This is a genomic window from Rickettsia endosymbiont of Urophora cardui, assembly GCF_964030725.1.
GTDB lineage: Bacteria > Pseudomonadota > Alphaproteobacteria > Rickettsiales > Rickettsiaceae > Rickettsia.
Genome location: NZ_CAXIPY010000002.1, coordinates 84,891 through 103,209, shown reverse-complemented (window position 1 = coordinate 103,209; position 18,319 = coordinate 84,891). Strand labels below are relative to the sequence as shown.

Below are 18,319 nucleotides of genomic sequence, written 5' to 3'. Positions count from 1 at the left end.
TTGATATAGTGCTGCTTTAATCATTTTACAAGAGGTGTTAATGAAAAAATTATTAATTTTACCAAAAATTTTATTTATCGTTAATCTATTTTTATTAAATAATATAGTTTTAGCGTCGCCGGAAATAAGTAGTACTATATTTGAAAAAGCTAAGCAAGCTATTGTGACGATTGATACTAGAATTGCTGTATCAGCTTATGAAGATACAAATAGCTGGACAGGGACCGGATTTATTAATGATAAGAAAAATGGTTATATAATTACTAACACTCACGTTATTGGGCTTAGTGCAATCGGTACTTATTTTGTTACCTTTTATAATGGTGAGCAAGCTGAGGCAAAATTAATATATTATGATATTTGGCAAGATTATGCCGTTTTAAAAGTAGCTGGTAACGATATACCAGAGTCAGCAATGGAAATACCTTTTTCTAGCGAGTCTCCAAAATTAAACCAGAAAGTTTTCGTAGTCGGTAACACCGAAGCACAAGGCTTTTCTTTCCATACTGGATATTTGTCTGATCTATATAATATTGATGGTATAATGCCACAAGGTACTTATATAATTAATTTAAATATTACTGGTGGTGCTAGTGGCTCACCAGTGCTTAATGATAAAATTGAGGCTATAGGTGTATTATATGGCGGTGGTAAGACCCACTCTTTAGCATTGCACGGCGATTATGTAATCCGCACTTTAGAAAGCTTAAAGAATAATAAAGAACCGATAAGACAGCATATGGGGATAATAAGCGATCTATATTCATTAAATAAAGGTGTTAGACATAATAATTTTCCTAAAGAGGAAATGGATAAATATATAAAGAAATTTCCCGATAGTAGAAATAGAGTTATAAGCGTTAAGACGGTTTTGGCTGGTTCGCCTGCTGAAAAGATCTTGAAAGCCGGTGATATTATTTGGGCTATTAATGATAAAGAGTTAGGTGGTAATTTAGCAATGTTTGATAGAGAAATGGACAATTCTAAAAACGCCGTTACAAAACTTATTATATTCCGTGATGGGAAAAAGCTTGAGCAAACAGTTAATTTATATAACGTCAATAATAATAAAATCAGTAGAATGGTAAATTTTGGCGGTGCTATATTTTTTGAAGTAGATGATTATTTTAGTAATAAATCAGGTATTCCGCTTAAATCTTTAGCCATAGCTTCAGTTCAATCTGGTAGTAGCTTTAGTTCTATACCAACATTTTTCACTAAAGATTATAAAAATGTTTATAGACTGCAAATTTTTGAGATGAAAGATTTGAAGCTCAATAATCTTGATGATTTAATAAAGCTTATGCCGAATATTACTAAAGATAAATTTATAACTATAAGGTTTAAAAACTATCAACCATATTATGCTCATTTTGGTTACAACGAAATTATTTCGTCTCATGATGAAATGAGTGCAGATATAACTTTAGATTCCATAGATACTAAGCCATATATACTTAAATATAATAATGTTTCTTATGAATGGAATACAGAAAATATAAAGCTTCAGTAACTAGTTTAGTTGTGATAAATTAACAATCGTTAATCTCTCAGGGTTTAATTCCCCGAAGCTCTGCTTCGTTATATACTACTTGAATGGAAGAAAGCAGTTATATACATAAGAGTCATAATGTCACAGTACTAATATATCATTTAGTAACGCCGGCAAAGTATAGAAGAGTAATATTCAATCAACTGAATTTTTGTCAAAACTGCGGCTCTGTCTCATCAATTGTGTAAATTTCGTGAACCATTAAATTCTACCATCAAATTTGATCATAAAATGAGCCATAGCTTCATTCCAATTGGGGATAGGCATAGACCATTTTTTGGTAATATAATCAATTGTCAGATATAAAACCTTAAATACTGCGTCATCATTTGGAAAGATGCGTTTATTCTTAGTAACTTTTCTCAATTGGCTATTCAGCGATTCTATCGCATTTGTAGTGTAAATAATCTTACGAATCTCCTTTGGATATTGCAAGAAAATTATCAAATTATCCCAATTATTATACCAAGATTTAGCTATATGCGGATATTGCTTACTCCATTTTTGATCAAATGACTCAAGAGCTAATTCTGCTTCTTTTTCAGTAGCAGAAGTATAGATTAGTTTCAAATCCGCTGCTAATTGCTTTCTATCTTTATATGATACATATTTGAGGCTATTCCTGATCTGATGGACAATACAAATTTGATGTTCAGTTTTCGGATATATAGCTAACGCGACTAGAATTATTCCTTAGAATAATGTAAGATAATGATTTTAACTACGGTAGAGATGAAAGCATACAGTCAGGATTTAAGAGATAGGGTAATCAGTCTTCACAAAACCTCTAAATATAGAATAAAAGCAATATCAGACTTATTAGGTATAGAGCGTCATACGATATCAAATTGGATTAGACGTTATAAAGAAAATGGAGACTACAGCTCAAGACAACATCTGCAAAGTGGACGTGATGCTAGGTTTACTAATAAGGAGAATATAATTGAATTTTTAGCAAATAATCCTGATAGCCGAGCTATAGATATAAGAGATGCAGTAGCGCCCGAGCTGCCAATGAGCACATTTTATGACACGCTTCATAGAATGAAAATTACATATAAAAAAAGAGCCAAAATACAAAGGCAGGGATGAAGAAGCTAGAAAACAATTTGTGGAATATATTGATCAAATAGCATCTGATAAACTTGTGTATTGTGACGAAATGGGGGTAAGTAATAATATAACCATGTTGTACGGATGGTCAGAAAGAGGAACAAGAGCTTACTCAGAGCAAGCAGGTTTTGCTACTGAGCGAGTAAATATAGTTGCTGGTTATAATAAGGGCACCAAAGAAATGATGCTCCTCGCAGCAGAGCTACGAGGTATCTATCCAAAAAGCTTTAACTGTTTTTGTTGAAATGCTTTATAAGAAGGTTGGCCTGAACCTTGATTCTGTACATAATTACGTAATTTCTGCTCATCACCATGTTTACCTAGTCTATCCGCCAAAAACACTTCAAATCCTGATCATTTGTAATGGGATAGAGTTTTGACAACAAATTGCTAAGATTTTCAATAAAAATTAATAAGTTATGTTAATTTTTACTGATACATTTCTGTGTTGGTCTAATTTTGATATGGAGCTATTGTTAACGATTTTTTATCGTTCATCTAGTTTTTGCATGATGATATTTTTGATTTATGTGGAGTTAGACACGATTTGTAAATGATTTGCAATGCATCGTAAATTCAAACCAATAGCAGAGATTATTGGATTGATAATATCTCCTATCATACCTTTCAAGAAGTTTCTACCCATCCGACCATATTGCTTTAAGTGACCTATTATTGGTTCTATGGCACTGCGTCTCTTGATCATAGACTTGTCCTCTTGTAACAACTTCTTCCGCGTTTTTGGGGTATATACCTTACTCTTCTCCTTTACATTGCTACCACTATACCCAAGATCAACAAATGATTTCTTTATCTTGATTCCAGTGACACTCTCTACTGCTTCAAAGCTCTGATGCAATGTATGACCATCATAAGGATTATTATGAAACGATTTTGCGGATAAAACAAAATTTCTACGACCACTTACTACTACCGCTACTTTATTGCCAAACTCATATGGCTTGTTGCGTTTTCCCTTTCCTATACACTCTACTTCAGGGGCATGAAAACTATATAATACTTTGTTATCTTCTTTATATTGCTTTTTAGCTTCTCTTTTTAAAACAGATTGGTTATGTATTTGTTTTATTTTTTGCAATACTTCTTGATTTTTGAGAGACAAGTTTAATTGCTTATTTTTGATCTCACGCTCACATACTCTAATCAAACGACCCAGTAATATTTTTAAATGCTTCATTATTTTCCAACGCTTCTTGGCTTTACTATGTTCTTTATATTTCCATAGCTTTACTATATCGCGTTTATAGGTTCTAGCGTATGTTTCATTCAAATGTATACCCAAACTGTTGCAAAGCTTTACTATGCTAAGCCTAGCTTTATCCATTAAATAAACATCGTGTGGGTGTTTGATATTCTTAATTTGTACAGTCGTATCAGCGATGATTAATTCCAAATCTTTTTTTTTAATTGTGTTAGTTTTTATCCCAACCCTGATCAACTCCGATAATATCTCATTATATCCAGCTTCACCTAATACACTACGAAACCGTCGTATACTAGTTTCCGAGATAGCTATGTCTTTTTCTATATATTCCCACCCGCAGAAATACTGCCAATACATATTCTCTTTTAGCTCTTCCTCTGATAATGAATCTGAAAAATTATACATTGCTTGTAGCATCGTTATGCCAAGCATCACTCTATGACATTTTCTATTTCTACCAAATTTCTTAATACAAACATTTTTTGATAACCACTCTTCGAGCCTAGACCAATTTATTAATTCTCTTAATTTATATAGCTTATTATTTGGGTTTAATTCTTCTTTTAATTTATAACCAAACAGTTTCCCTTGTTCTTGCGATTTGATAATGTTGTCTATTGGCATTGACTGAAATCCATAAGGTTTATGACCATATTTTATCATTTTCTTACGGATTGTTGTATTACTTCTTGTCTTAAAACCATATTATCTATAAGGCTTGTAGAGTTTTGGCGGACGGACTACCTACTGTGCTCATAAAATATCCTTTACTCCAAAAATCCTTTACTCCAAAACTCACTTCCCCATAATTTTTCTTTAAGATTTGGATATTTCTCAAACATTTTCTTAGAAGTAATACTTTTTATGATTTGAGTTATTTTTGTTGGGCTATACATTGGTATTGACTGTAATAAAAAATGTACGTGATCTTTATCTACTCCTATTTCTAAAAATCTAATTTCATAACGATCTTCTATGTGCTCACAAATTTTACACAAATAATCATCTAGTTCTTGATTGAATATTACTCTTCTATACTTTGCCGGCGTTACTAAAGGATATATGAGTACTGTGACATTATGACTCTTATGTATATAACTGCTTTCTTCCATTCAAGTAGTATATCACGAAGCAGAGCTTCGGGGAATTAAACCCTGAGAGATTAACTGAAAATTACATTTTTTATCAATATAACAACTAAAACCTCTGGACTATTTATATTACTCAACTAATATATGAAACGCTAATGATGTTTAAGCTCCATTGTTGCAAGACCAATCTGTCAAAAACTTATAAGTCAAGTTTATGCCAGGGGTCTGTTATTATAAGTGAGTAAAATCATGAAGTATAATGGAGGTTGTTATATTGTAACAACGGAGCTTAACCCCTGGCACCCTATTTTTTCTTAATTCCTAATACATGAAGACTATAAACTTCAGAATCTAACCTAAACATAGAAAAGTTATCTTCAGAACTTTGTAAATATGAAAGCAGTGAAGATTAAATCTTTTTGCTTACTTTAATAGCAATTCTACAAATCGCTTTTACTACACTACTTGTTGCTTTCGCAAATATTGCTTGCTCGCTATCATTTATTATAGCCGTGTCTTTATGTTCAATCTCATCTAACCGAAATTTTACAATATTTTTTAATAATTCTGGTTCAATGCCTTTATTTTCCAAATAATTTATTTGCTGTGCATAATGCTTCTCTATTACTTCTTCTACACTCTCCGTAACTAACATTGCTGTTTTTGTACCAATCTTAGAAGATACAGCCCCAAGTAAAAATCCATAATGATGCCAAAAAGATAATAAGGCAGTAGGTCTTACTTTCTTCTCTAATAATTTTTTCTCAAAATAATTTAGATGCACTTCTTCTTGCTCTAGCATCTCTTTAATTAATACATAGTCATTTTGAGATTTAGTATATTTTAACTGTCCTTGATAAATCCTTTTTGCTCCATACTCACCAGCATGGTTAACTCTAATGATCTCTTGAATTTGTTTATCAGGATCAGAAAAATCAGGTCTTGGCATAATGATATATTCCTTTTAATGTCATTCGTAGCTAAAAGCAGGAAGGACATCAACAATTTTTTGTAAAAGATCAAACCCGGCAGGATTTAATTTATAATCCACTTCCGCTTGTTGCAATATTCTTAAAGTCTTCAAGCACTCAGCTAGACTAAGGCTATTTGCTATTTTGGTAAAATCATTAATATACTGATAAAAAATAGGCGGTGATAGCGATTTTATTGCGGAATCAACACGCTCCCCATTTTTTACTTTCGACAACACTATATATAAATTTAGATAATGCCTTATTAAGGCTCTAATCATCAGCACTTCATTTATATTTTGCTTTCTTAATATATCTAGTTCTTTTAAAAAACTGATATAATTTTTTTGTGAAAAGTACATTGCTAAATCGCTACCATTAGCCATGATCTCACTACTTAGCACCTCTTTAATGTCATTTAAGGTAACTTCTTGTTTATCATGAACAAAATATATCAACTTATTTATCTCATGGGAAACTAACTCATGATCCCCTTTTACATGATGTTTTAAATAAATAAGTGCTTCCCTATCTATAATTTTATTACATTTAGCTAATTTTTCTAAAACTATCTTCTCAATCTTTGCTTCATCATCATGATAACAAGCAAGCGAAGCTAGCGATTCTTCAGTTTCAAAAAATTTTCTAAAGCTGCTGCTTGAGGTAATATCTTCACCAATAAATACAGGAAAATTAATATAATTATCATTTAGAATTACTTTTAAATTCTTATCGATCGAATTTCCTACGCCTTTAATTCTAATTAATTCTTTTTGATTAAAGAAGTTAGGCGAATTAAGTAATATCTCTAAAGAAGAAATATTAAGATCACTATATTCTATAGAAGTTTGCAGCATGTTAAACTTTTTCACTAAGTGACGGCAAATTTTATCTATATAACCTTTATCAGGACCATATAATAATAGAGCCTTAACCTTACCACTGGCTATTAATTCAAATAAACGATTAATTTGCGAAAAATAGAATTTCATAAATTATTATTTCGAGTAAAGTATAAAATTAGTCTGCTGCGAATTTCTTCAGCTGCCGCATAGGCAAGGTCTATTCCCGTTTTATCTCTCTCAACACTTGAAGCATAAGGGGTAAAAATAGAATTATATGATGTTGATTGATAAAATTTTTCTTTGATTAAGATTTTTTGGCTTTCTATATCAACTAATTTATATTTGACTAACTGGTTAATATACTCCCTTAAAACATTCGAGTTTTTTTCTATGGTAGCAGGCGTAGTAGCTCCTGCTAATTCTGCTTTAAGAATATATTTCGCTTTTGTTTTTTGTGGCAAGATACTTGTTAATCGGTGATAAAATTCAGACCCTTCTATTGTTTTAATAGGCTCTACCTCCATAGATTCTAAATTTTTAACTACCTCACTATTACTATATTCTGTATTATAAACAGGTTTTAAATTACAACCATTTACAAATAAGAGTAAGAAAACAATAAATAAATAACGCATAATTTTTTAGACTTTTTTTTGATTACAAGATGCTGGTGGGATTATAAGCGTCATTGCGAGCGAATGAAATGAGCGTGGCAATCTCCTGAGGTAGTATAATATTCCTGAGATTGCCAATTCACGGGCAACTCTGCTCTAAGATAACAAATAACCACCTAACATCTTTTTATATTAATATCAGTTTATTTTGCTTTTGTGAAAGGAAATTATGATAATTACTTTTTAACTGAAGTTTTGACAAAAAGATAGCCAAACTTATAAGTTATGATATAAATACGCTCGAATACAAAAGGGGTTTTAGTGTGTATGATTATACAAGAAATGTTGCAAGAAATAAAAAATTTTTCCCTATAATCAAGATGTGGTTTTAGAAATGATGCTCCTCGCAGCAGAGCTACGAGGTATCTAAAAAAGTTTTAGTTGTTTCTTATGATATCACGAAGCAGAGCTTCGGGGAATTAAACCCTGAGAGATTAAAAAAAGTGGCGAGTGTATCAATCTATAATTTGTATTATATATCCAATAATTTACTTTAAATTGTAGAAATATCGCTTTTAAGCTGATAAAAGCACCAAATATTTAACTTTAAATAGTCCGTCCGCCAAAACTCTAAAAAATATCACTTGTGTCACTAATTTCCAAAAATAGTGCGATTTTAGAGCAAATTACTCTAATTTTGAGGGCTAATTTTAAATTTTTCTATGAAAAAACACACTATTTCTCAAAATGTACTCAATGTTCTCATTGCCATTTTTTCGTATTTCCATAAGCTTTTCATATAAAACCTTTCATTTTCTTATGGATTTTACTATGCATTTTTGCCTTAAAACCCTATTGCCTATAAGGCTTTTAGAGTTTTGGCGGAGAGACTAAATATAAATTTTTACTTTAGTCAGAAAAATTAGAATTTTTGTCAAAACTTCAGTAACCTGAATTCTGGATTAGCTAATTTTGAGATGATAGTGGACTAATGGTATGGACCTCCTGATATAGAGAATGAAAAGCAGTTGCTAATCTTCTAGGGTTAATATTTAACATATTAAAACAACAATTAAGGAGGTCCATATGGAGGTTACTACAATTGGTATAGATATTGCAAAAAGAATTTTTCAAATTCATGGTGTAGATAAAAATGGCAAGACAGTATTAAAGAAAAAATTGATGAGAGATCAGGTTTTGACATTTATGGCTAATTTACCACAATGTTTAGTAGGGATGGAAGCTTGTGGTGGTTCTAGTTATTGGGCAAGAGAAATAACTAAATTAGGGCATGAAGTAAAACTAATGGCACCGCAATTTGTCAAACCATATGTTAAAACTAATAAAAATGATCAAGCAGATGCTGAAGCGATATGTGAAGCCGTGACAAGACCTAATATGAGATTTGTTGCAATTAAAACTATAGAGCAACAAGAAATTTTATCAATACATAGGGTAAGAGAGAGATTGGTAAAAAATCGTACAGCACTTGCTAATGAAATTAGGGGGCTACTACATGAGTTTGGTTTTATTGTTCCTCAAGGCATTAATAAGGTTATCACAAAATTAATTGAGATTTTAGATGCAGGGAAATTAAGCCAGTTAAGTTATCAAACATTTAGTGAACTAAAAGAAGAATTCTTAGATAATAACAGAAAAATAAAAGAGATAGAAAAACGATTAACAATGATAGCAAGTAACCTAACTCAATATCAACGATTAAGAGCTATACCTGGTCTTGGTTTAATTACTGCTACTGCTTTAATAGCATCAATAGGTAATGCTACAAGTTTTGAGAATGGCAGGCAATTATCGGCATGGCTAGGATTAGTGCCAAGACAACATTCAAGTGGTGGGAAGGATAAGCTGCTGGGAATTAGCAAGCGAGGTGATGTATACTTACGCACTTTATTAATTCAAGGGGCTAGAGCTGTACTAAATGCCAAGATAAGATTTACATCGGAAGAACAGAAATCTAAAAAAGATTTTAGCCAATTTACGAAATGGATGTTTAATTTATCTGAGCGAAGTAGCCATAATAAAACGACAGTTGCCATAGCTAATAAGTTGGCAAGAGTGGTGTTTGCTGTACTAAGATCAGGAGATGATTATGTAGAGAGTAAAGTTTGTAGCTAAAGAGTGTGTAGCATAGCACTTATAAGTAAAATAAATGGTGATTTATATAATGAATAGGTAAAAGCAAAACAATATGTAAGAGATTCCAACCCGAAATATGCTTGAGATAATTAATATTGATGGTAAATAAGACAAACCTTAGTCCGTCCGCCAAAACTCTACAAGCCTTATAGATAATATGGTTTTAAGACAAGAAGTAATACAACAATCCGTAAGAAAATGATAAAATATGGTCATAAACCTTATGGATTTCAGTCAATGCCAATAGACAACATTATCAAATCGCAAGAACAAGGGAAACTGTTTGGTTATAAATTAAAAGAAGAATTAAACCCAAATAATAAGCTATATAAATTAAGAGAATTAATAAATTGGTCTAGGCTCGAAGAGTGGTTATCAAAAAATGTTTGTATTAAGAAATTTGGTAGAAATAGAAAATGTCATAGAGTGATGCTTGGCATAACGATGCTACAAGCAATGTATAATTTTTCAGATTCATTATCAGAGGAAGAGCTAAAAGAGAATATGTATTGGCAGTATTTCTGCGGGTGGGAATATATAGAAAAAGACATAGCTATCTCGGAAACTAGTATACGACGGTTTCGTAGTGTATTAGGTGAAGCTGGATATAATGAGATATTATCGGAGTTGATCAGGGTTGGGATAAAAACTAACACAATTAAAAAAAAAGATTTGGAATTAATCATCGCTGATACGACTGTACAAATTAAGAATATCAAACACCCACACGATGTTTATTTAATGGATAAAGCTAGGCTTAGCATAGTAAAGCTTTGCAACAGTTTGGGTATACATTTGAATGAAACATACGCTAGAACCTATAAACGCGATATAGTAAAGCTATGGAAATATAAAGAACATAGTAAAGCCAAGAAGCGTTGGAAAATAATGAAGCATTTAAAAATATTACTGGGTCGTTTGATTAGAGTATGTGAGCGTGAGATCAAAAATAAGCAATTAAACTTGTCTCTCAAAAATCAAGAAGTATTGCAAAAAATAAAACAAATACATAACCAATCTGTTTTAAAAAGAGAAGCTAAAAAGCAATATAAAGAAGATAACAAAGTATTATATAGTTTTCATGCCCCTGAAGTAGAGTGTATAGGAAAGGGAAAACGCAACAAGCCATATGAGTTTGGCAATAAAGTAGCGGTAGTAGTAAGTGGTCGTAGAAATTTTGTTTTATCCGCAAAATCGTTTCATAATAATCCTTATGATGGTCATACATTGCATCAGAGCTTTGAAGCAGTAGAGAGTGTCACTGGAATCAAGATAAAGAAATCATTTGTTGATCTTGGGTATAGTGGTAGCAATGTAAAGGAGAAGAGTAAGGTATATACCCCAAAAACGCGGAAGAAGTTGTTACAAGAGGACAAGTCTATGATCAAGAGACGCAGTGCCATAGAACCAATAATAGGTCACTTAAAGCAATATGGTCGGATGGGTAGAAACTTCTTGAAAGGTATGATAGGAGATATTATCAATCCAATAATCTCTGCTATTGGTTTGAATTTACGATGCATTGCAAATCATTTACAAATCGTGTCTAACTCCACATAAATCAAAAATATCATCATGCAAAAACTAGATGAACGATAAAAAATCGTTAACAATAGCTCCATATCAAAATTAGACCAACACAGAAATGTATCAGTAAAAATTAACATAACTTATTAATTTTTATTGAAAATCTTAGCAATTTGTTGTCAAAACTCTATCCCATTACAAATGATCAGGATTTGAAGTGTTTTTGGCGGATAGACACCTTAGCTTACAAAAAAACTGCGTTTTTCAGTGGCTCTTTTAGAAGCCGATGGACTGATAAGTATATAGTTTGTAAGCCAGCGAATTCCATCAGGGCTGTAGAATAAATTAGGTTGATTTATCAGCTATAAGCCGGATACATGACTGCATTTGTTTGTTTTTATTATTGATGTTATTTTTTTCTTGCATTCTACAGGAGGTCCATACATGAAAAATCAAGACAAAAAAATGAGTAGTATGTTTTCCTAATTTTTCGATTATCAGGCAGCAATTTGCTGATAATTTTGCATATAATTCAGATATACATTCATAGGCTTTTTATAACCAATACTTGAATGAAATCTGTGATAATTATATTTATTCAGATAATGATCAATCCCCTCTTTTAACTCTTTAACATTGTTAAAATCATTAATAAAGATACAATTATATTTTAAAGTTCTAAAAAACCTTTCTATTACTATATTATCAATACTTCTACCTTTGCCATTCATTGAAATTTGGATATCATGCTCCTTGAGAATATTTATGTGGTCATAACTGGTATATTGGCTACCTTGATCACTATTAAATATCTGTGGAGCGTTATACTTACTGAGAGCTTGTTTCAAGACATCAGTTACAAGAGATGCATCCATAGAATTTGACAGTTTATAGCTCAATATGGCCTTGCTATGCCAATCTATAATAGCTGCCATATACATAAAGCCACCATTAGTTCTAATGTAAGTAATGTCACCACTCCAAACCTCATTCACATTAGGCACATACACTTGCTTTGTTGAGCCAGATTTAGTCCAATATTGATCAAGTAAGTAGCTATAGATCTTATGCTCACTATCGTTTCGAGAAGTAGATTTTTTCTTATGTGGGTAAATAGCTTCTATACCCATCATCCTCATATATTTCAGTACTCGATCTTTACCGACAATAAAACCATCTTCTAGTAACTGTTGATGAATATAGCGATAACCAAATTCAGGATTATCTGTATATATTTCATCTATTCTATTTAAAATACTTAATTTATTTATACTCATCTCCTTGGATTTATAGTAGGCTGTAGATCGACTAATCTTTAATAGTTCACACTGTCTTGATTTTGAGAGTTGATTTAGCTTGGAGTGTACAAGACTCTTTTTATTTGATAAATCCAAGCTTTTGAGCTTTCCCACGGCCCAGTCCCTCTCAACTGTGATTCTACCAAGAGCTTTAGCAAGTTCATCATTTTGCTCTTGTAAATGATTTATTTGTGCTTGATATTCACTCAAAACTTTAGCTGGTTCAAAAGCTAATGCCGCATTACCTAAAAACTGTTTTTTCCAATTTTGAATTGTTTTAACACTTATTGCATATTTTGAAGCTAACTGACCAAGTGTCGACTCCTCTTTTATTAATTCTAATACTATCCCCGTTTTTTCTGAAGCACTGAAAATTTTTACTTTATTTTTCTTCATCTTTCCTCTTAAGTTTATTGCTATTTATTCTAACTTATTGCGGAAACACACTCCTTCATTTTTTTGTCCAATTTTTTCATGTATGGACCTCCTGTAGAATGCAAGAAAAAAATAACATCAATAATAAAAACAAACAAATGCAGTCATGTATCCGGCTTATAGCTGATAAATCAACCTAATTTATTCTACAGCCCTGATGGAATTCGCTGGCTTACAAACTATATACTTATCAGTCCATCGGCTTCTAAAAGAGCCACTGAAAAACGCAGTTTTTTTGTAAGCTAAGGTTTGTCTTATTTACCATCAATATTAATTATCTCAAGCATATTTCGGGTTGGAATCTCTTACATATTGTTTTGCTTTTACCTATTCATTATATAAATCACCATTTATTTTACTTATAAGTGCTATGCTACACACTCTTTAGCTACAAACTTTACTCTCTACATAATCATCTCCTGATCTTAGTACAGCAAACACCACTCTTGCCAACTTATTAGCTATGGCAACTGTCGTTTTATTATGGCTACTTCGCTCAGATAAATTAAACATCCATTTCGTAAATTGGCTAAAATCTTTTTTAGATTTCTGTTCTTCCGATGTAAATCTTATCTTGGCATTTAGTACAGCTCTAGCCCCTTGAATTAATAAAGTGCGTAAGTATACATCACCTCGCTTGCTAATTCCCAGCAGCTTATCCTTCCCACCACTTGAATGTTGTCTTGGCACTAATCCTAGCCATGCCGATAATTGCCTGCCATTCTCAAAACTTGTAGCATTACCTATTGATGCTATTAAAGCAGTAGCAGTAATTAAACCAAGACCAGGTATAGCTCTTAATCGTTGATATTGAGTTAGGTTACTTGCTATCATTGTTAATCGTTTTTCTATCTCTTTTATTTTTCTGTTATTATCTAAGAATTCTTCTTTTAGTTCACTAAATGTTTGATAACTTAACTGGCTTAATTTCCCTGCATCTAAAATCTCAATTAATTTTGTGATAACCTTATTAATGCCTTGAGGAACAATAAAACCAAACTCATGTAGTAGCCCCCTAATTTCATTAGCAAGTGCTGTACGATTTTTTACCAATCTCTCTCTTACCCTATGTATTGATAAAATTTCTTGTTGCTCTATAGTTTTAATTGCAACAAATCTCATATTAGGTCTTGTCACGGCTTCACATATCGCTTCAGCATCTGCTTGATCATTTTTATTAGTTTTAACATATGGTTTGACAAATTGCGGTGCCATTAGTTTTACTTCATGCCCTAATTTAGTTATTTCTCTTGCCCAATAACTAGAACCACCACAAGCTTCCATCCCTACTAAACATTGTGGTAAATTAGCCATAAATGTCAAAACCTGATCTCTCATCAATTTTTTCTTTAATACTGTCTTGCCATTTTTATCTACACCATGAATTTGAAAAATTCTTTTTGCAATATCTATACCAATTGTAGTAACCTCCATATGGACCTCCTTAATTGTTGTTTTAATATGTTAAATATTAACCCTAGAAGATTAGCAACTGCTTTTCATTCTCTATATCAGGAGGTCCATACCATTAGTCCATTATAGATATAGCAGGTTTGTTAGGTTTCATACAGTATGCAATTAGGGCGGATAAGATATGTACAAAGGCATTCCAAATTGATCTATGTCTTGTATGTTCGATCTCGAAAGCACCCTTCAGCACACTAAATACTGTTTCGATAATTGAGCGTTTGCGTAATAATATTTTTTCAAATAATGGCATAAGTTTATTCTTCATTTTCTTCTTTATGCCAGTTACTAACTTGATTCCTTTGCTGTATAGATCATCAAAGAGCTCCTGTTTGATATAACCCTTATCGCCAAACAATAATCCCGTGATATGTTTGGTGATTATCGAAACCGGCGCTCTATCATCTACATTACCAGGCGTTAGTTTTAGACCTTGAATCTCACCTTTTTCGTTAATAACCAAATGTAATTTTAGACCAAAAAACCAACTTTTTGTTGTTTTACCCAAAGCAGCAATACCGGCAAAGACTTTATTACGAGAGATTCTTTTTCGATGACAAACCTCTAAAGATGTGGCGTCAATATAAGAAACTCCCGTAGATTGAGCTGCCTGCATATACCATTCAAGTAATAAAACTAAATAACTCAGAACTCTTGGTTTTAGAGCTATAAAACGAGTATATGATGGAAGAGTTACAAAGTCTGATTTATATAATTGTAGATAGGACATATAAAAATATTTAAAGTTTTTACAAGGTGATTGATGGTATAAAAGCACTATTGTTAACAGCTCAGAATAGCTTATTTCAGGCTTTCTTGTAGGGTTTTTATTAATTAATGGTAGAAATGATTTATTAATCCACTGCTCGCTAATTTTACAAAAATCATCGACAAAACAAAATAATGCAGTAATATCTTTCTTCATGGGGATACTCTTGTTTTTTTGCTAAAAATTATATAGAATATCTTCTATCCCTTGTAAATACTTACTTCCAAACCTAGATTAATCCAGAATTCAGGTCAGTAGGGTGTAAACATGGTGATGAGCAGAAATTACGTCATTATATACAGAATCAAGGTTCAGGCAAACCTTCTTATAAAGCATTTCAACAAAAACAGATGAAGAACTCGGCCGCAAGCGACCGAGTTTCAAAACAGGTTAAACTGCTTTGTTTCTTTTTCAATTTTATCCATTGCGTTTAGTTGATTTTGGTATCCACACAAAGTGATACATTATTCTAAAAACATGATGACTATTACGCCTCAATTCCATTCTACTAAATTATAATATGCCAACGCTTATAACGCCAATTTAGGATAAGAGAAGTTGTTCTGGAGCTAAAGCATCAAGTTTTATACGAGATTTAGTGATAGCATAAGAAGTAACACAAGCTAGAATATGCACCAAGAAATTAACAGGAGATCTATGCCTTGTATGCTCTAGGTTCATTCTATTTTTTAGTATATTAAATACTGATTCAATTAATGATCGTTTACGTAACATAGCTTTATCTTCTAATTCTAGTAAATAATTCTTCATATCCTTGCGAATATTAGTTATCATTCTTAAATTTCTAGAATAGAGTTTAAACCATAACTCTTTACAAATATATGCTTTATCACCAAATACCTTACCTGTTATCTTCTGAGTGATAGATTCAAGAACAGATAAATCAGCTCTATTTGCTTTTGTTATTTTAACAGCTATAATCTCTGCTTTATGATTAAATGTAATTTAAATCCCATAAACCAACCATAACTACTCATCCCAACTTTGGCAATTTTACCAAAAACTCTATTACTAGAAGTGCGCTTAGCATGACAAATAGATAGTTTTGTTGAATCAATAAAATATATTCCTGTATCTTCACCTCGTAGTAATTGCAACATTATTGACAATGGCAATATTAACCTTGGCCATAATTGTACTATTCTACTATAACATGGTAAATTAAAGTAACCCTTATATTTATGCGGTAAGTAGTATAAATAATAGTTTTTAAAGTCCTTGCAAGGCGATAGATAAAAATATATGACTATTGTCATCAATTCTGCAAGACTTAATTTTCCTATTCTATGCCTTTGCTGATTTGTTGATAATAGACGGTGTTCTATCCATTCTTCATATATTTTACAAAAATTATCTACTAAATAATATACAGTTATGATACATCTTTTCATGTTGAGTTACTGATCTTTTATTAAAAAAATCTATCATAACTCAACATTAATCTCCTTTAAACCCTTTATCTATAAGCTTTCTATCTATCCCTTATCCTAAATTAGCGTTTATATTATAACGCTATCCATCTAGGGAGCAAGCTCCCTAGATTTTCGCTATGCGGTTAAAGCTTTTTGGATAGATACCTCGTAGCTCTGCTGCGAGGAGCATCATTGCAAAAGACTCGCCATTTTTACTTATACCTCTTAGGTGAAGTGGCCCTTTTGTTAGGAATAGTAGGAGGAGTAGTGTGATGAGTATTGGATACCACAGTATTAACGTGCTTCTTTGCCTTATCTATAATATCTTGGTCCTGTTTTTCTATATTTAAATTGGTTAATTTCTGACTTATGTGTGTTAATTGTTGCATATTTTTTTCAAATTCTTTTAGTTTTACATAAGCACCATCAGACGTTACAATTTTCACATTATTTTTTGCAATTAAATGAGTATTATTGGCTTTTACCACCTGTTGCCAATTTTTATTTCCACTAGGAGGAAGATAATAACCATCCTTATATTCACCTTTGATGTTAGTAATTACTTCCATAGAATTGGTAGCTGCGGCAGCAACCCCATCATCTGTATTTCTACTACCTATAAAATAATCATTCCCCGGAAAGGACGCATGATCCCATGCAACAATTTTATATAGCTTTAAATTTGAGAAATCATCACCTTGTTCTTGGTAATCTATGGGATGAGATAGTTGGGCTTTACTAAGATTATCTTTAGCAGGTCTAACACGGTATTTTATACCATTTATATTTTTCTCTTGATTAGCACATTCATCAAAAGGATCATAATATATGCAAGCAATATTAGAATAATTATTTGCGTTTTTTGTTATAATATTTTGTAATGCCTTATTCAAACATTCTCCCATTTTACCTCTATAGCTAACACGGAAATGTTTCTACCACAGATTAGGAAAAACTTAGGCATTGATCAATAATTTTACGTAAACAGTTTTTAAAGTTAGTCCAGCAATGTTTAATAGGATTTAGATCTGGTGAATATGTGAGTAAATACAAAAACTATGGTAAAAACCTTTCCGCGTTAGCTATAAATCGACCTGCAAATGTGCCACATCCTATGCCTGGTAGAGTGATTATAGCAGATATTCCATTTTTCTTAGCACTTTCATTAGCATGAGTTAAAATAGGGGTTAATCTTCTGTTTACTAATTTGGTATATTTATCCTGATTAAGTCTATTGCCATCTACTACTTCTTCAAAATCTGGGGTTACCCCTGGAACCATATGCCCTTTAATAATATTACCTGTTATATTGCCCTGAAGTAATGCACCAGGAGTAAATAATAGCTCAGCATTTAAAGGTGTTATATGTTTCAAGAAATTGTTATCAGATGGAGACCATGCACCATTATCATATACTTGAACAGGCATAGTGATATTAATGTCACCTAATATTTGCAATTCTTTACGATTCCAATCTGTACCATTACATAATATTTCACTTTCAGCAAAAATTTTTGGCTTCTTAGTGGATAACAATAATTCTATAAATTGTTCATTAGATATTTCTTCAAGAGAAGTTCCCGTTTGTATTACTTTATCTATGGATTTCTTTAAGTATCCTCCAGGCTCTATAGAGAGTGAGATGATATCATTTTTATACGAAATGATTTTTTCTAAAGATTCTTGACTTAAAACTATATTATAATCTGGATTTTCTTTCATTCTATTCTCTTTTTAGAGTTAACATTATATAATATATATAATTATTTATTACTAATAAACTATAATTTTTCATATCTATATCCTTAATACGATAACATTA

The 18,319-nt window shown here is 31.7% G+C and carries 14 protein-coding genes and 4 pseudogenes; 5 read left to right on the top strand and 13 right to left on the bottom strand.

The window, feature by feature from the left end; genetic code table 11:
- Positions 1-19 precede the first annotated feature (19 nt).
- Positions 20-1,513, top strand: a complete 1,494-nt coding sequence (locus AAHI98_RS01905; RefSeq protein WP_342224967.1) for a S1C family serine protease — start codon at positions 20-22, stop codon at positions 1,511-1,513.
- Positions 1,514-1,596: 83 nt separating this feature from the next.
- A pseudogene (locus AAHI98_RS01900) lies at positions 1,597-1,695 on the top strand (IS200/IS605 family transposase); the annotation flags it as partial.
- A gap of 58 nt (positions 1,696-1,753) precedes the next feature.
- On the opposite strand, the pseudogene AAHI98_RS01895 reads toward AAHI98_RS01900, so the two are convergent.
- A pseudogene (locus AAHI98_RS01895) lies at positions 1,754-2,224 on the bottom strand (IS256 family transposase); the annotation flags it as partial.
- A 39-nt stretch (positions 2,225-2,263) separates the two neighbouring features.
- Here AAHI98_RS01895 and AAHI98_RS01890 point away from each other — a divergent pair.
- Entirely contained in the window at positions 2,264-2,644 is a 381-nt protein-coding gene (locus AAHI98_RS01890) for an IS630 transposase-related protein (RefSeq protein WP_342224696.1), read from the top strand.
- A gap of 234 nt (positions 2,645-2,878) precedes the next feature.
- On the opposite strand, the gene AAHI98_RS01885 is transcribed toward AAHI98_RS01890, so the two are convergent.
- From AAHI98_RS01885 to AAHI98_RS01860, 6 genes are all read right to left on the bottom strand, one after another.
- Entirely contained in the window at positions 2,879-3,001 is a 123-nt protein-coding gene (locus AAHI98_RS01885; RefSeq protein ID WP_342224875.1) for a hypothetical protein, read from the bottom strand.
- A 190-nt stretch (positions 3,002-3,191) separates the two neighbouring features.
- Positions 3,192-4,553 (bottom strand): IS5 family transposase, encoded by a 1,362-nt coding sequence (locus AAHI98_RS01880; protein WP_342224717.1) that lies wholly within the window; start codon positions 4,551-4,553, stop codon positions 3,192-3,194.
- 104 nt (positions 4,554-4,657) lie between these two features.
- Positions 4,658-5,002 (bottom strand): IS200/IS605 family transposase, encoded by a 345-nt coding sequence (tnpA, locus tag AAHI98_RS01875; protein ID WP_342224874.1) that lies wholly within the window; start codon positions 5,000-5,002, stop codon positions 4,658-4,660.
- 388 nt (positions 5,003-5,390) lie between these two features.
- Entirely contained in the window at positions 5,391-5,930 is a 540-nt protein-coding gene (locus tag AAHI98_RS01870) for a demethoxyubiquinone hydroxylase family protein (protein WP_342224873.1), read from the bottom strand.
- 21 nt (positions 5,931-5,951) lie between these two features.
- Positions 5,952-6,944, bottom strand: a complete 993-nt coding sequence (gene holA / locus AAHI98_RS01865; RefSeq protein ID WP_342224872.1) for a DNA polymerase III subunit delta — start codon at positions 6,942-6,944, stop codon at positions 5,952-5,954.
- On the bottom strand, positions 6,941-7,432 hold the full coding sequence (locus AAHI98_RS01860; protein ID WP_342224871.1) for an Abi-alpha family protein: 492 nt from the start codon (positions 7,430-7,432) through the stop codon (positions 6,941-6,943). The genes holA and AAHI98_RS01860 overlap by 4 nt, the downstream gene beginning before the upstream one ends.
- A gap of 1,065 nt (positions 7,433-8,497) precedes the next feature.
- Between AAHI98_RS01860 and AAHI98_RS01855 the strand changes: the two genes are divergently transcribed.
- Together AAHI98_RS01855 and AAHI98_RS01850 are read left to right on the top strand one after the other, a co-directional pair.
- On the top strand, positions 8,498-9,547 hold the full coding sequence (locus tag AAHI98_RS01855; RefSeq protein WP_342224642.1) for an IS110 family RNA-guided transposase: 1,050 nt from the start codon (positions 8,498-8,500) through the stop codon (positions 9,545-9,547).
- Between the two features lie 219 nt (positions 9,548-9,766).
- The gene (locus AAHI98_RS01850; RefSeq protein WP_342224717.1) at positions 9,767-11,128 is read left to right on the top strand and encodes an IS5 family transposase; all 1,362 of its coding nucleotides are present in this window, start codon (positions 9,767-9,769) and stop codon (positions 11,126-11,128) included.
- A 464-nt stretch (positions 11,129-11,592) separates the two neighbouring features.
- Here the strand turns inward: AAHI98_RS01850 and AAHI98_RS01845 are convergent, their stop codons facing one another.
- From AAHI98_RS01845 to AAHI98_RS01820, 6 genes and pseudogenes are all read right to left on the bottom strand, one after another.
- Positions 11,593-12,789, bottom strand: a complete 1,197-nt coding sequence (locus tag AAHI98_RS01845; RefSeq protein WP_342224870.1) for an IS3 family transposase — start codon at positions 12,787-12,789, stop codon at positions 11,593-11,595.
- A 423-nt stretch (positions 12,790-13,212) separates the two neighbouring features.
- Positions 13,213-14,262, bottom strand: a complete 1,050-nt coding sequence (locus AAHI98_RS01840; RefSeq protein ID WP_342224642.1) for an IS110 family RNA-guided transposase — start codon at positions 14,260-14,262, stop codon at positions 13,213-13,215.
- A 94-nt stretch (positions 14,263-14,356) separates the two neighbouring features.
- Positions 14,357-15,220 (bottom strand): IS982 family transposase, encoded by an 864-nt coding sequence (locus AAHI98_RS01835; RefSeq protein WP_342224869.1) that lies wholly within the window; start codon positions 15,218-15,220, stop codon positions 14,357-14,359.
- Between the two features lie 387 nt (positions 15,221-15,607).
- Positions 15,608-16,185, bottom strand: a pseudogene (locus tag AAHI98_RS01830) (IS982 family transposase).
- A 524-nt stretch (positions 16,186-16,709) separates the two neighbouring features.
- A pseudogene (locus AAHI98_RS01825) lies at positions 16,710-17,414 on the bottom strand (hypothetical protein); the annotation flags it as partial.
- A gap of 139 nt (positions 17,415-17,553) precedes the next feature.
- Positions 17,554-18,219 carry a hypothetical protein gene (locus AAHI98_RS01820; protein WP_342224867.1) on the bottom strand — a complete coding sequence of 222 codons (666 nt, stop codon included), beginning with the start codon at positions 18,217-18,219 and terminating at the stop codon, positions 17,554-17,556.
- Between the last annotated feature and the right edge of the window lie 100 nt (positions 18,220-18,319).

Coding starts and splice junctions, on each gene's coding strand:
- AAHI98_RS01850 (WP_342224717.1), top strand. CDS start 9,767: ATGATAAAATATGGTCATAAACCTTATGGATTTCAGTCAATGCCAATA.
- AAHI98_RS01840 (WP_342224642.1), bottom strand. CDS start 14,262: ATGGAGGTTACTACAATTGGTATAGATATTGCAAAAAGAATTTTTCAA.
- AAHI98_RS01835 (WP_342224869.1), bottom strand. CDS start 15,220: ATGAAGAAAGATATTACTGCATTATTTTGTTTTGTCGATGATTTTTGT.
- holA (WP_342224872.1), bottom strand. CDS start 6,944: ATGAAATTCTATTTTTCGCAAATTAATCGTTTATTTGAATTAATAGCC.
- AAHI98_RS01890 (WP_342224696.1), top strand. CDS start 2,264: ATGATTTTAACTACGGTAGAGATGAAAGCATACAGTCAGGATTTAAGA.
- AAHI98_RS01820 (WP_342224867.1), bottom strand. CDS start 18,219: ATGAAAGAAAATCCAGATTATAATATAGTTTTAAGTCAAGAATCTTTA.
- AAHI98_RS01880 (WP_342224717.1), bottom strand. CDS start 4,553: ATGATAAAATATGGTCATAAACCTTATGGATTTCAGTCAATGCCAATA.
- tnpA (WP_342224874.1), bottom strand. CDS start 5,002: ATGGAAGAAAGCAGTTATATACATAAGAGTCATAATGTCACAGTACTC.
- AAHI98_RS01860 (WP_342224871.1), bottom strand. CDS start 7,432: ATGCGTTATTTATTTATTGTTTTCTTACTCTTATTTGTAAATGGTTGT.
- AAHI98_RS01870 (WP_342224873.1), bottom strand. CDS start 5,930: ATGCCAAGACCTGATTTTTCTGATCCTGATAAACAAATTCAAGAGATC.
- AAHI98_RS01845 (WP_342224870.1), bottom strand. CDS start 12,789: ATGAAGAAAAATAAAGTAAAAATTTTCAGTGCTTCAGAAAAAACGGGG.
- AAHI98_RS01855 (WP_342224642.1), top strand. CDS start 8,498: ATGGAGGTTACTACAATTGGTATAGATATTGCAAAAAGAATTTTTCAA.